Source organism: Bacillus sp. P14.5 (genome assembly GCF_003316765.1).
GTDB lineage: Bacteria > Bacillota > Bacilli > Bacillales > Bacillaceae_B > Rossellomorea.
This window is the reverse complement of sequence record NZ_NIJF01000063.1, coordinates 1-14,257: the sequence shown is the minus strand read 5'-3', so window position 1 is coordinate 14,257 and position 14,257 is coordinate 1. Positions and strand designations below refer to the sequence as shown.

General features: G+C 42.1%; 14 protein-coding genes and 1 pseudogene. 2 read left to right on the top strand and 13 right to left on the bottom strand.

All coding sequences use genetic code 11. The annotated features are described in order from the left end of the window. Nucleotides 1-65 precede the first annotated feature (65 nt). The 13 genes and pseudogenes from rsmI to B9Z54_RS09400 form a co-directional block, all read right to left on the bottom strand. Nucleotides 66-941, bottom strand: a complete 876-nt coding sequence (rsmI, locus tag B9Z54_RS09460; protein WP_113928164.1) for a 16S rRNA (cytidine(1402)-2'-O)-methyltransferase — start codon at nucleotides 939-941, stop codon at nucleotides 66-68. A gap of 37 nt (nucleotides 942-978) precedes the next feature. Next, nucleotides 979-1,725 (bottom strand): tRNA1(Val) (adenine(37)-N6)-methyltransferase, encoded by a 747-nt coding sequence (locus tag B9Z54_RS09455; protein ID WP_113928163.1) that lies wholly within the window; start codon nucleotides 1,723-1,725, stop codon nucleotides 979-981. Nucleotides 1,726-2,717: 992 nt separating this feature from the next. Then, the gene (gene yabA, locus B9Z54_RS09450) at nucleotides 2,718-3,089 is read right to left on the bottom strand and encodes a DNA replication initiation control protein YabA (protein ID WP_113928162.1); all 372 of its coding nucleotides are present in this window, start codon (nucleotides 3,087-3,089) and stop codon (nucleotides 2,718-2,720) included. Between the two features lie 13 nt (nucleotides 3,090-3,102). Then, nucleotides 3,103-3,930, bottom strand: coding sequence for a PSP1 domain-containing protein (locus B9Z54_RS09445; protein WP_113928161.1), 828 nt, complete (start codon nucleotides 3,928-3,930; stop codon nucleotides 3,103-3,105). A 6-nt stretch (nucleotides 3,931-3,936) separates the two neighbouring features. Continuing rightward, nucleotides 3,937-4,919, bottom strand: a pseudogene (gene holB, locus B9Z54_RS09440) (DNA polymerase III subunit delta'). Between the two features lie 19 nt (nucleotides 4,920-4,938). After that, entirely contained in the window at nucleotides 4,939-5,379 is a 441-nt protein-coding gene (locus B9Z54_RS09435; protein ID WP_113928160.1) for a YaaR family protein, read from the bottom strand. A 17-nt stretch (nucleotides 5,380-5,396) separates the two neighbouring features. Next, the gene (locus tag B9Z54_RS09430) at nucleotides 5,397-5,726 is read right to left on the bottom strand and encodes a cyclic-di-AMP receptor (RefSeq protein ID WP_113928159.1); all 330 of its coding nucleotides are present in this window, start codon (nucleotides 5,724-5,726) and stop codon (nucleotides 5,397-5,399) included. A gap of 477 nt (nucleotides 5,727-6,203) precedes the next feature. After that, nucleotides 6,204-6,851, bottom strand: coding sequence for a dTMP kinase (tmk, locus tag B9Z54_RS09425; RefSeq protein ID WP_113928158.1), 648 nt, complete (start codon nucleotides 6,849-6,851; stop codon nucleotides 6,204-6,206). Nucleotides 6,852-7,062: 211 nt separating this feature from the next. Next, on the bottom strand, nucleotides 7,063-8,460 hold the full coding sequence (locus B9Z54_RS09420) for an aminotransferase class I/II-fold pyridoxal phosphate-dependent enzyme (RefSeq protein WP_113928157.1): 1,398 nt from the start codon (nucleotides 8,458-8,460) through the stop codon (nucleotides 7,063-7,065). A gap of 154 nt (nucleotides 8,461-8,614) precedes the next feature. Next, nucleotides 8,615-8,830, bottom strand: a complete 216-nt coding sequence (locus B9Z54_RS09415; protein WP_113928156.1) for a sigma factor G inhibitor Gin — start codon at nucleotides 8,828-8,830, stop codon at nucleotides 8,615-8,617. Nucleotides 8,831-8,906: 76 nt separating this feature from the next. After that, complete coding sequence (locus B9Z54_RS09410) at nucleotides 8,907-9,104, bottom strand: hypothetical protein (RefSeq protein WP_113928155.1); 198 nt, start codon at nucleotides 9,102-9,104, stop codon at nucleotides 8,907-8,909. A 39-nt stretch (nucleotides 9,105-9,143) separates the two neighbouring features. After that, nucleotides 9,144-9,359, bottom strand: coding sequence for a hypothetical protein (locus tag B9Z54_RS09405; RefSeq protein ID WP_113928154.1), 216 nt, complete (start codon nucleotides 9,357-9,359; stop codon nucleotides 9,144-9,146). A gap of 41 nt (nucleotides 9,360-9,400) precedes the next feature. Next, entirely contained in the window at nucleotides 9,401-10,396 is a 996-nt protein-coding gene (locus B9Z54_RS09400) for a helix-turn-helix transcriptional regulator (protein WP_162785159.1), read from the bottom strand. Between the two features lie 575 nt (nucleotides 10,397-10,971). On the opposite strand from B9Z54_RS09400, the gene B9Z54_RS09395 reads away from it, so the two are divergent. Both B9Z54_RS09395 and B9Z54_RS09390 read left to right on the top strand, forming a co-directional pair. Next, nucleotides 10,972-11,862 (top strand): ABC transporter ATP-binding protein, encoded by an 891-nt coding sequence (locus B9Z54_RS09395; protein WP_113928152.1) that lies wholly within the window; start codon nucleotides 10,972-10,974, stop codon nucleotides 11,860-11,862. Then, entirely contained in the window at nucleotides 11,859-13,067 is a 1,209-nt protein-coding gene (locus B9Z54_RS09390) for an ABC transporter permease (protein WP_113928151.1), read from the top strand. The genes B9Z54_RS09395 and B9Z54_RS09390 overlap by 4 nt, the downstream gene beginning before the upstream one ends. Nucleotides 13,068-14,257: the final 1,190 nt, after the last annotated feature.

The window sequence follows — 14,257 nt, the reverse complement described above, 5'->3', positions numbered from 1 at the left end:
ACTTAAGTTTATCAAAGCCGCTCTATGTTTTAAACTAAAGACCCTTAAGGACTCCTCTGCTTGAGTCATTCCACATGAAACGCCTGATAGACATCTCGCTTAGGAATCTCTCTTTCCTTGGAAACCATTTTGATTGCCTCTTTTGATGAGATTTCTTTTTCTTCTATATAATGCTGCACATGTTCAGATAAGGTAAGTGAGCTCCACCATTGTTCTTCCGCTTCAGGTTCTTGAGTATCAGCACTGCCTTCGACAACTAGACAGAACTCCCCGCGGACCTCTCCTTCACTGCTCCACTCCAGTGCTTCCTCAAGTGATCCTCGTATAAATTCTTCAAACTTCTTTGTCAGCTCCCTGGATAGAACAATTGACCGATTACCAAGAATGTCTTTCATTTCCTTGAGGGTCTCCTTCAACCTGTGAGGGGACTCATAAAAAATCAATGTACTATTCTGCTTTGAAAGAATTTCTAGTTCCTTGCGCTTCTCTTTCTTGCTTCGTGAAAGAAAGCCATAAAAATAAAATGGCTGCGGCACTATTCCTGAGGCAATTAAGGCGGTCAATGCGGCATTCGCTCCCGGCAGCGGAATGACCGAAATACCTCTATCCACCGCTTCCCTGACGATTTCATAACCGGGATCAGATATGCAGGGCATGCCGGCATCACTGACAAGAGCCACCGTCTCCCCGTTTTCAATCCTTTCAAGGAGTTTTTCCCCGCTGCTCTCTTTATTATGCTCATGGTAGCTGACAACGAAGGTATCTATCTCAAAGTAATTACATAACTTCTTTGTATTTCGTGTATCCTCAGCCGCAATGACATCACATTCTTTTAGAATCCTGACGGCCCTGAAAGACATATCCTCGAGATTACCGATCGGAGTCGGTACCAGGTAGAGGCTGCCTGTCCCAGTTTCATGAAAGCTCTTCTGTGTTTTCACTCTCTTCACCTTCTCTTCTGTTAGTGAACAATTCCTGCTAACTATCCTGTCCATATAGCATTCGATGGACTTCACTTCCGTAACTGCCATCTTCATTATAAACAATGAGCGGCTGCAGCACTTTCAAATCGGGGCTGCCATCCTTAATTCCTTCCACCAATACAGTGTTTGCTTCTTTATGCTTATTCGGATAGACAAATCTGATCCGTTTTGGTTCTATGCGATACTTTCTCATAAGAGTGAGCAAATCCACCCCTCTGCCTGGCCGGTGTACAAAAGAAGCCTTTCCGCCCTGTTTGAGAAGTGTGCTTACTGATCTCACCACATCCTCCAGCGTACAAAGCAATTCATGGCGGGCAATAGCGTAGTGTTCATTACTGTTGATTTTCACTTTTTCTCCTTCAGAAAAATAGGGAGGATTACAAGTCACAACATCAAATTTATCGTTCCCAAAGTGAGCCGGCATGTCTTTGATATCGCCATGAATTAGAGAAATTTGATCTCCCAATTGATTATATTCAATACTGCGGGAAGCCATATTGATTAGTCTTTCCTGTATTTCCACTCCGGTGATCGGCACAGTCGTCCTGTTGCTCAGCATCAGGGGAATCACTCCATTGCCAGAACACAGGTCGATGATTTTTCCTTTTCGCTTTGGCACATAAGAAAAGTTAGCGAGCAGGACAGCATCCAAGGAAAATGAAAATACAGACGGGCTTTGGATAATCCTTAAATTTTCTGCCAGCAGATAATCAAGTCTTTCATCTTCTTTCAATTCAACCATTTCTACTCCTCCGTCTGGTTCTCTGTAAACTGTTAGTTCTATTGTTGGGTTTATTGCTTTTTTTACTCCTGCCAGTCCTGTTGGAGGTCGGGCACACTTTCCGATTCAATCCTCCATAAAAATTGGCCTCAGGATAAAATAGTGCAAAAGATAATATTTTTCAAAAAAGGTACTATATGAAGTAACTGTTTTTTATTGAAACTTCTAACCTAAAGGTTATAAAAATTGCTGCTGGCTGTAGATTAGGGAAGCAGAGGGAGGACATATCCTCTACTCTTCAAAGTACATATATGCAGCAGAAATTAATGATTATATTTAATAAACGTAGTATTTTTCAAGTACTGAATATCAAGACTCTTCTCTAAGGGAGTGTTGCTTTAATTGCTCATTAACCTCTCTCTATCCTTTTATATCGGAGGATTGGAGTGGAAGATGCACGACCTCCTGCGGGACTAGCGGGACAGGTGAGACCCCGCAGGCAAATCCAGCTTCAGCGGCCAGCGACTAGCAGATTTCGGTCTCTCTCCTTGCTAATCTAGCTGCAAGGCCCCAACGGCTAGCGTACTTCCCTGCCTCCTCCTTGCGATAAGTCAACATCAACTCACTGTGTTCGTTGTGTTTCCTTTATCTCATGCGGAGTCAGTCCAGTCCGTACGCCGCTGAGCGGGGCCTTTCCACTTTATATAGATAAGTCATCATCGAATCGCTATCGCTCTCCGTGATTCCTTTATCTCATGCGTGAGCCCTAAAATCTGTACGTCGCTGAGCGGCCGCTTCCGCTTTTTATGAAGCCAAGGAGGCTCACCGCCCGCCCCGCGGAGTCATGCGGCTGGAGCGGAAATCCACTACTCTTGTACAGAAACAATCATTGAAAAAGCCATTTTAAAAGAACAAGTTTTTACACACAGTATTATCATTGACAAGATTAGAAGAACAGCCTATTTTTATGTAAAAACGAAGCCTTCCTGATGTCAGGAAGGCTTATATTGAAGCTATTTTTTATTAAGGAAAGATAAGCAGAACAAACAGTCTTCATCTTTACGGGGACTGCCAAAGTGGATATTGCAGATATGAAATCCTTCTTGGTACAACCGTGCAAGGTTATCGTATCCTTCACCAACATCCAGTGACTTATCTTCAGTATGAGACTGTCTGGTCCCTTTCTTCCCTTTACGTGCAGCGCCTTTTGATGAGTTCCCTGTTTGCTCCAGTCTTCTGCGCAAATGTTCATTTTCCAGCTGCAGGGAATTATTCTCTTCTAAAATTTCCGCTAAGACCTGTTTCAATTCACCCAGCTGCTGGTAAAGCTGTCCTATTTGTTGCTCCATATTACTGACTGAATCAAAGAACTCCTTTTTATCCACTAACTCCACCCCGTTACTCTGTGGCTTGAATTGAGACGGCACTTTCGTTTGTAATTTCATCTAAAGTAAATTCAAGAACACGTTCAACTTCCTTGATATCCACCTTGATGACACGTTCCAAAATATTAAGACCGACCACTTTACCCTCACCCTGCGGTGTTTTGATCCTCTCTCCTAAATCCGGAAGTTCTTCTTTGGCCGCTTCATACTCATCATTCTCATATTTCAGGCAGCACATGAGTCGACCGCATAGTCCGGAAATCTTCGTTGGATTAAGGGAAAGGTTTTGATCTTTCGCCATTTTGATTGATACTGGTTCGAAATCTCCCAGATAAGTCGAACAGCATAGCATCCTGCCGCAAGGGCCGATTCCGCCGAGCATCTTTGCTTCATCCCTTACACCGATCTGGCGAAGTTCGATACGCGTACGGAAGATGGATGCCAAATCCTTAACTAATTCACGGAAGTCCACTCTGCCGTCAGCCGTGAAGTAAAAGATCACTTTATTTCTATCAAATGTATATTCGACATCAACCAGCTTCATATCCAGTTGATGCTCTGTAATTTTACTGCAGCAGACTTCATACGCTTCTTCTGCAGCTTCTTTATTTTCCTGAACGGCCATTTGATCCTTATGATCGGCCAATCTTATTACTTTCTTCAATGGAAGGACCACGTCGTTTTCGCCAACCTGCTTACGGTCAACAACCACTTTCCCGTATTCCACGCCTCTTACTGTTTCTACGATTACATAGTCATTCTTCTCGATTCCCAGTTCACCCGGGTCGAAATAATATATTTTTCCCGCTTTTTTAAAGCGTACTCCTACAACATCGTACAAAGGAAATCACCCCTGTAATTTTAGCACAAGCTGCTCCAATAACAGCTGAGTATTCATATTTGCGTTAAGTTTTCGTTTGGCTTCAAGCACGGCCGTCATCTTATCAGACAGACTGTTAGTGGAAACCTGAAGCGCATCTGACTCCCAATCCTGTTTCTTATCCGGGTACACCAGCTTATCTCCTTGACCTATCTGTATATACAGCAGATCTTTATATATAAGAAGTAAAAGATCCAACGCTCGATCTATTTGATGCTTCTCTTTGAAATGCTCGTTAAAATCCTCCTGCAAACTGATCATTGCCTGAAATGGACTTTTGCGGAGGACTTCATACAATTTTAACACTATTATTCTCGCTTGTGCAAACCACTCTTCGCTGCTTAATTCAAAAGCTTCTTGGTAATTATTAGTTAAACTCGCTGCCAACGCAGCCATATTAATATTTATTCCTTCTGAAATGAGCCTTTCCTTTATCAATTCCCTGGGCAGCGGCTGAAAGGATACCACCTGGCACCGGGAAATGATGGTCGGAAGGATACGATGAACCTGTTCTGTGATCAGGATGGCTGTTGTTTCCGAAGAAGGTTCCTCCAAAAATTTCAGCAGACTGTTTGCCGCATTAGGCGTCATCTTATCAGCATGAGAAAGAATGTATATCTTCTTGTTGGATTCCACTCCTGTTTTGCTGAACTCACTCTGAAGGGTCCTGATTTGTTCTTTTTTATTGAGAGTCCATCAGGTTCAATCGCATGGACATCAGGGTGATTATGGTTGTTGATTCTTTTGCAGTTATTGCACTGGTCACACGCTATACCATCCACCGGACGATCACATAACAGTGATTTGGCAAAGAGGACCGCAATTTCTTTCTTCCTGGTTCCTCTTTCTCCCTCAAAGAGATAGGCATGTGCCACCCGCTCTCTCTTGATGCTGTTGGCCAGCATCTGCAGGACAACAGGCTGTATTTCATTGAGTTCTTCCCAGCTCATGGACAACACGATCACTCACTTACGTATATAAATTAATTAACAGGCCGCGTATTTCGCCTATTTTACCTAATATATCAATTGATTGTTTTTCTTCATCCAATATATCTTCGGTCAGCTCCAACAACCGTTGGTCCACACTCTCCACGATATTCAGCTTTCTTCCCTCTCCATGCTGATTCCATGTATGAGACTGTTTGAGGTTCATGCCGTAATCAACGGCTTCTTTTACAAATTTCTTCACCAGGTTTTTATACTTAGCGAGATCCTTAAAGGTCCTTGAACGGGAAAGCCTCTCCCCCGCACTGGTGATATCACCCATCAGCTTTCCCAGCTGCTCCATTTGCAGCTTCTGATCCTGCTTGCTGACAAGCGTATTGAATTTATTTAATCCTCCAGGGTTCAGTTTCGGCTCGGTACGTACCTTGTCTAGTCCTGCGCGGAGATCTTGATTGATTTTCATCTTATATTCCCTCGCTTTTAAAAATGGTGAAACTGTTCAACTGGCAGAACAAAAACGGTTGCGCCGCCAACTTCCACTTCCACTGGATAGGGAACATATGAATCTGCATTGCCGCCCATCGGTGAAACCGGGGCAACCATTTGGTCTCTTGACTTGCAGCTGTCCCTTATAACCTGAAGAGCCTTTTCCACCCTGATGTCGTCCACCCCAATCAGGAAAGTGGTATTACCCGAGCGAAGAAACCCTCCTGTGCTGGCAAGCTTAGTCGACCTGAAATTGTGCTCCATCAGTGCGTTGGAAAGACGGTTGCTGTCTTGATCCTGTACTACTGCCATTATCATTTTCATTTCTTCCACTTCCTCCCATAAGACTCTTCCGCAAAACTGTATATATACCATTATAGCAAGAATATAGGATTCATAATATCCGTTCTTGTTCAAACTTTTCAAATAAATTATGGAAATTACTGCAAACAGTGTTTTTGAAAGGCTGTTTTCACAAAGATTGTGGCTGTTTTAAAAGTAATGGATTTCCACTCCAATCCTTCTACATAAGAGGGGTATTAGGAGAAATTAGCATTTAAAAGCAACAATCTTTTGAAGAGGTTTTTTCACAAATATTGTTTCTTTTGGGATAATCCCACATACGTGATCACCCTGGATACTAAGGTTTCTCTCTTTAACATGGATGAAGTAGCCCTTTTCTTTTTTGCTTACCAGGATAGTTCTAATGAATGATGACGCCACCTTACGCAATTCATATTAAAAAGCAACAAAGTTTACGAAAAGAGCCTTTTGAAAATTTGGTAAAAGAAAACCAGTCTGCTATTTGACTGGCCTTTGCTCTCTTATATATTGCTCAACAACTTTCAACGCATGATCATATACTTCATCAAAAGTCATACCGGCATCAATTTTTTTGATCCGCTCGGGAAACTTCTCGAGCAGCATCAGATAGCCTTCTCGTACCCGTTCATGAAAGCCGATTGCTTCCAGGTCCAGGCGATTCACTTCTCTTCCCTTATGTTTCTCGATCCGCTCTAAGCCGATTTGAGGTTCCACATCGAAGTAAAGAGTGATATCCGGCATTGTCTCGCCTATCGCAAACTTATTGATGCTGTATACTTCCTCCATTCCAATCCCTCTTGCATGGCCTTGATAAGCAAGTGAACTGTCAAGGAAACGGTCACAGAGAACAATGCTGCCTCTTTCAAGAGAGGGAATGACTTTCTCAGCTAAATGCTGCCTTCTTGCCGCTGCATATAACAGAGCTTCCGTTCTTTCATCCATCGCTGTATTCTCAGGATCCAGTATGATCCCGCGAATCTCCTCCGAAATTGAAATCCCGCCTGGCTCTCTTGTCAGGACCACACTCAGTCCCTTTTCTTCCAGCTCCTCGGCCATCTTTTTAATAATTGTTGATTTTCCGGCTCCCTCAGGACCTTCAACTGTAATAAATAATCCCTGTCTCATCATTTAACCTCCACAAGATGCTTTTTACATTATAACTTATATCAGTGCCGTTTGCAGATTTAGACAGCGTAAGCTTTATTGCTATTGAATGTTAAATCAGAAGTACATCAGCAATACCATGGTAATCAAAAAGAAAAGGGCTGTTCTCCCTGGTCAAATAGAACACACGGCTCTTGGGATTTTTTTAAGCAGCAATTTATGCGGAAACAACCTAGATGAAGACGCTTATTCTTCCCTCTTCCAGTTTGTGCCCACCCTGAAACTTCGCTCCAAGCTCCCTAAGCCTCTTCAGCTCTGAAATGTTTTCTTCCAGGATTTCTTCACCAGGATAAAACAATGGTATTCCGGGAGGGTAAGGAATCAACACTTCCCCTGCGGTCTTCCCCACTGCCTCGTCAACCGGGACCCAAACTTTTACTTTCGTTTCCATCTCTCTAAATGAGTGGCGGAGAGACGAGATCCTTTGCTTGTTCCTTAAAAAGATGGGTACCGGGGTGCCCTCTGAAGATTCTATCTCTTTCATACTCCGCAGCGCCTTTTCAAATGGAAATTCCATCCCCTTTTTAATCAATGGCAAGATGAAAAGGACTTGGTATGGATCGGCTAGCTCAGCAAAAACACCTCTGTTCTCCAATTCCTCCTGAAGCCCATAACCTGAAAATCCATTGAGTCTTACCATCAGCTTTAACGGGTCATCACTTTCAATGATCTCATACCCTGTACCGCGTAAGTTTTCTATAAAATCATTTCTTTTTTCCAAATAGTATTCAATGTCTGTAAGTGAATAGGATGCTATATACTGTCTGGCATAATCAAGTGAACCCATTATCGGGTAAGAAGGGCTGCTCGACTGCAGCATCCCTAAGCAGGACTCGATCCTTATGTGGTTCACCCTTTTAGTCCCAATATGTAAAAAAGATCCCATTGTCATGGCCGGCAGTGTCTTATGAGCTGATTGGACAACCACATCAGCTTTCCATTCCAATGAAGACGAAGGAAATGGAGCGCCGGAAGAGAAATGGGCCCCATGTGCCTCATCTACCAGCACGTTTACCCCATGTTCGTGAGCAAGTTCTATTAAACTCTTTATATCGTATACAGTCCCATAATAGGTGGGATACGTTAAAATTATAGCTTTAGCATCGGGATGGAGGTTCAACGCTTGTACGAATGTTGCCTGGGAAATACCTGTTGACACAGCTGTCTGCTCATCAAATTCTGGATGAAGGAACACGGGCTTCACATTCGCGAGCTTTAGCCCATTCAAAATCGACTTATGGCAATTCCTTTGGACATATACAACATCCCCTTCATTACACACAGCAAGTATCATCGCTAAATTCCCCACTGTGCTCCCATTGACAAGAAAATAACTCTTCTCAGCTTCATAATGTTCCGCCAGCAGCTCCTGCGCTTCCCTGATGGCATCCTCAGGAGCATGAAGATCATCCAATCCAGCCAGTTCCGTCACATCATACTCCAAAGCCCTTTCAGCCAGTCCCTTCACCAATAACCCGTTCTTATGTCCAGGGACATGAAAAGACACAGAGTCTTTTTCTATATGCTTCTGAAGCGCCTCAACCAACGGCATTCTGTTTTGATCTTTCATATAAAGCAATCCTTCCTGGCCTTAAATTAATGTCTATATTTTATCATAAGGCTGCTCTTTACCTGTATTCTCGAATAATTGAGTTGGAAGCGTATCTCTTGGGGACTGCTGCCCCCAATCAAAATAAAAACCGGAGTCTTGGCCCCGGCTTCGTCTATGAATATATTTGCGGTGTATTGACTTTCTTCAATTGTTCCACAAAATACTTGTACTGAGGATGGCTCGTTTCCGTTCCAATCATATCTTTCTCGCATTCTATGCAGATAAACGATGTGTACAGATGAATCCCTGTTCTCTTTTCCTGACTGCAGACAATACACGTTTCCCCTAGCCTTTTCTCTGTATTCAGCACCAGTCTCTCCACCTCCATACACCTATTCTGCCCCGAAGCCGGTCAAATATACGCATTTTCACAAAATTTAAACAGAGCGAATTGTCTCATGTTGCTATACTATGTAAGCAAAATCCTGTCTGTGTATGTCTAATGGGAAATTGTTTAAAAAGGAACAGGCGTTATGTGGAACTGTGTAATTCTGTGGGTGAAAATTTACAATCTTCCTTAAAATTAACCAGTCCTTCATCAGGGGACCGGTTCCAGTTCTGAACCATACCTTAACATCAACTGCGTCTTCATAAAACTTCAAAAAAGCCCCCCAATCGACCTGAGGAGCTGTCTGTGATTCTTAACTAAGCGCGATTTTATAATATTTAGCTGCCATCTTGTAGGCGCGAATCTCATTGTAGTGATCTGCTAACTCTGTACTGATTTCTTTGATAAGCAATGGATATTTTCCTTCTTTCGCCAGATTGACAGCTTGCTGCATTTCTTTTTCATAAGAGGGAAAATCAAAACGGGCTTTATAGATTTGAGCACTCAAGTGCAGCAGGTGAATGTGCATATTGGGAAGATGAAATGAAGTGGTTAATCCAAAACCCTTCTTTAAGTATTCATCGGCTTCTTCCCAATTTTTCTTTCTATACTGATTTCAGCCAGGCACTTTACTGCATAGATGGTGTGCTCTTCTCCTTTTGAGTTCTCATCATATTTCATACTATTAAAGTAATGTTCTATTGCTTGATCAAACTTCTCTAATTTCTGAAACACTCTTCCGTAGTTGTATTCCAAGATTGGGGCATAATAGGCTTTCTCATATTCCTTTGAAAACTCCGAAAGTTCATCTAAAACCTTCAATGCCTTATCATATAATCCATCATTATGATACTGAATAGCCAATTCTGACAAAGCATTTCCAATCCCCAGTTTAAGATCTTCTTCTTTAAAGATATGTAATGCCTTTTTAGTATAGATTCTCGCAAGCTTTAAATCCTCATCCAATTTAGTTCGAATTTTAGCAAGATTAAAGCAGGCTTTCGCTTCCCGCAGAGGAGATTCTTCCTGATGTAATGATTGTAGATGCAGATCCGCGTAGAACAAAGCTTCTGAGTAATTTTTGAGATAATAAAAATATTTAAAAAGGCTGTCGAAGTAATAGGAGAGCTCATTTTCAACTGATGTATGAGCAGTCGGTACTATATTCTTAGCCTGCCCGACCAATTGACCGGCCTCTTTAATATTGTGGTTTGTATAATATGATATCAAGACATAGTAAATTTTGACCAAGGTAGAATTCGAATGGTTTTCCCTTGCGTGGAGCTTGATTAAAGCAAGATCTTGGGAATCTATTTTCTCCGATTGAATGTAGCGTTCATAAATTCTATCCACGTCTGGCTGGACGTTCTTCACTTCCGGATTGGTCAAAAATTCAGGGTTCACATCCAACACCTTAGCGACTTTTAAAATAAAGGAGTAAGATGGTTTTGCCTTACCACTTTCTACTTTACTAATATACGTGTTGGAACAGATCCCTTTTATTAACTCTGTTTGAGTCATTCCTTTATGTTTTCTAACTTGGCGTATTCTTTCTCCTATCTCCATCTTCCTCACTCTTTTCATTTCAATCTGGATGATGCCCTATTGTTGAATGATGGTTAAGCAGGCATGTTCTATAAAAGAAAGCGAATCTATCATCAATTCACGATAAATTATTTATGTCTAATTATACAATATTCAACTATTTTATGTTCTATTAAAAAGTTCTATCGCAAGACATGCCGACAACTATTGGATGAGGTATTTTTCAAACCACAAAATATAATTTGGTTAAAAATGAAGGTTTTTTAAACAAGTTTTTTCATTGAAATTTATTGTTTTTTACCTATTCCATTAACCTTTTCCAATTACTTATAGTAAACGTAGGAAACATTTTAATAATTCAAGTTAAAAACTAAGCGCTTAGTACTCAAGCATTGCCCTGTCCATTTTGGCAGATTACTACTTTCTCTACTGACTTTATTCATGGCAAAGTGGAAATAGTAATTAGCTTTCAGGGACTGCATCGTTAAGGAGATGATCAATTGAAAAATTTATTAGTGTATGGGTTATTCGCTATGAGTGGTGTCCTTGCAGTGGTATTATATAAAACTATTTTTTAGAAGAGAGGGAGACAAATTGTGAGCTTGCTGATCGAAAATATTAATAAGCATTACGGAACCTATCATGCTGTAAAAAATTTGTCCTTATCAGTAAATCAAGGGGAGGCTGTTGGTCTCCTCGGAAGAAACGGCGCAGGAAAAACCACCACCATCCGAATGATTTTAGGTCTGGTGCAACAGGAGAGCGGGAATATTCAATGGGAAGGGAAACCATTATCTCGTAAAGAAATTAAGATTGGTTATCTGCCAGAAGAAAGAGGACTTTATCCTAAGATGAACATGCTCGATCAATTGATTTACTTTGGTCGATTAGAAGGCATGAGTAAGCGTTTAGCAAAACAGGAGGGATTAAACTGGATCGAGCGGTTAGGGATAAATGAGTACATCCATAAAGACACAGGGGAATTATCCAAAGGAAATCAACAAAAGGTTCAATTGATCGCAGCAGTTATGCACGATCCCGATCTAATCATCTTAGATGAACCTTTTAGCGGACTAGACCCTGTTAATGCTCAGCTGTTGGAAGAGGTAATTGGAGATCTCATTTATCAAAAGAAAACCCTGATATTCTCGAGTCACAGAATGGAAAGTGTTGAATCTTTTTGCGATAAAGTCTATCTGATGAAACACGGTGAGGTGGTGCTTTCTGGATCCTTAAATGAGATCAAGACACGTTATGGATTTAAGTATGTGAACATTGAGTCTCCTGATCTGTTGGAAGAACAGTTGAAAAGGTTGCAAACAGACTTCGTGAAAAAAGGAAAAGAATTTCAAATTCGAGTGAAAACCATGGAACAGGGATTACATTTAATTGAAAGGTTAAAAAGCATGGTTGTTATCCAAAAAATTGGTATTGCCTCTCCCTCTTTAAATCAGATATTCATTGAAAAGGCAGGAGATTCATCATGAGAAGTTTTTCTTTGGTCTTCAAACAATCCTTTCGAGAAAGAGTAACCTCCAAGTCATACATCCTGACAACTCTCGCTTTGATAATAATATCTTTAGCCGGAATCTCGCTGCCAAGTATCCTGGAGAATTTTTCACCCCCTAAAGAAGAAGTAGTGGTCATCCTAAATACCCCTGACATTGAAGTTGCAGAATTAAAACAACAACTGATGAACTGGAAGTGGAAAGAAGGACAGGCCAATCAGGTGAATTTCTTCAAAGAGGAAGCTCAAGAAGGAAAAATACTAGGCTTGTATGTTATAGATGAATATAAAAGCAACTACTCTGTTAACTATTTTTCTAAAGCGAATGACGTCAATCTAAATTCAGGGTTGTCCATGTACCTTCAATCCAAAAAGGTCAATAAAATCGTCCTCAGTTACAATCTTCTGAAGTCTGATCAGCAGTCCCTATTCAATCCTGTATTGATGGAGAAAGAAGAATTCAGTGGTGATGACGAAGTTTCGGTGTTCGTTACTTATCTTATGTTGATGTTTATATTAATGGCGATTATGATGTACGGTACTACAATCGCGACCGGCGTAGCTTCAGAAAAAGCCTCAAGAGTCATGGAAGTGATGGTTACAAAAGTAAATCCTCTATCTATGATTTTCGGTAAAATATTCGGAATCGCTTTAGCCGGGCTCTTGCAGTTCACTGCTTTTTTCGGATGTGTTGCACTCTATCTTAAGTTAGAGCTTGTAAAACCAGCAAAAAGCTTGGGGAATTTTGAACTGAACCTTTCAGCTCTTACTATCGAGCATTGTATTTACTTCTTCATCTTCTTTTTATTGGGTTATTTCTTATATGCCTCACTGTATGCCGTATTCGGCTCTATGGTAAGTCGTCCAGAAGAACTGAATGGAACAACCATGCCAATTTCAATGCTGTTAATGGCTAGTGCTTTTTCAGGTATCCTCTTTGTAATAGATAATCCTGCCTCATTGCTATCAAAATTTCTGGCAATGTTCCCTTTCACATCACCTTTTAATATGATAATTCTTGTAATGAAAGACGCTGCTTCCCTCATTGATATAAGTATATCCATTGGCTTGCTGGTGACCACAACATTTGTCTTCGGGTACTTTGCAGCAAAGGTTTATCCTAAAGGAATCCTTCACTTTGGAGAAAATTTGAAGTTAAGACAACTCATTATGAGAAAGTCGTAATATCATATAGTAATCAGAAACCGATCAGTATATTGGATATTGTTCGGTTTTTAGTTTGTTTTATGTAGCTGATAAATGTTGTCAGCTAACCAGCACTATAAACAGTTCCCTGTTTGAATGTCATGATTAAGATTGAACGGAGAAGATGATGTATTCGAGCCAGCAACTTGGATACCTTCCAGGCGGGAAGTATTTTCTAGGGTTTCCCCTCATGGGCAGAGCCCATTCCGGTGCTCTCTCCCTCTCGTCCTCGACCTTCTTGCTCCTCCCCATCCTCGCTCCTGCGTCTTATCAATTTGCGAAATGGAAGGGCAGTCTCTCCTTTTCTTTTGTAACACAAAAAGAGCACCCCTCGGGTACTCTTTGGTTTGCCTGGCGACGTCCTACTCTCACAGGGGGAGTCCCCAACTACCATCGGCGTTGAAGGCGAGGACGGCGATGAGCGGCGAATCTCTTCGTCCGCTTCGCTCGTTCACATCCTCATGGGCAGAGCCCACTCCGGTGTTCTCTCCCTCTCGTCCTCGACCTTCTTGCTCCTCCCCATCCTCGCTCCTGCGTTTTATTGATGGGCGGCAGGGGATCTCCCCCTTTTCTTTTTGAATACAAAAAAGAGCACCTCTTCGGGTACTCTTTGGTWTGCCTGGCGACGTCCTACTCTCACAGGGGGAGTCCCCAACTACCATCGGCACTGAAGGCGAGGACGGCGATGAGCTCCTGCGTTTTATTGATGGGCGGCAGGGGATCTCCCCTTTTCTTTTTGAATACAAAAAGAGCACCTCTTCGGGTACTCTTTGGTTTGCCTGGCGACGTCCTACTCTCACAGGGGGAGTCCCCAACTACCATCGGCACTGAAGGCGAGGACGGCGATGAGCTGCGAATCTCTTCGTCCGCTTCGCTCGTTCGCATCCTCATGGGCAGAGCCCATTCCGGTGCTCTCTCCCTCTCGTCCTCGACCTTCTTGCTCCTCCCCATCCTCGCTCCTGCGTCATATTGAGTTGCGGAAAGGAAGAGGATCTCCCTTTGTTCTTTTTGAATACAAAAAAAGAAGCACCCCTTGGGTACTCTTTAATTTGCCTGGCGACGTCCTACTCTCACAGGGGGAGTCCCCAACTACCATCGGCGCTGAAAGGCGAGGACGGCGATGAGCGGCGAATCTCTTCGTCCGCTTCGTTCGTTCACATCCTCATGGG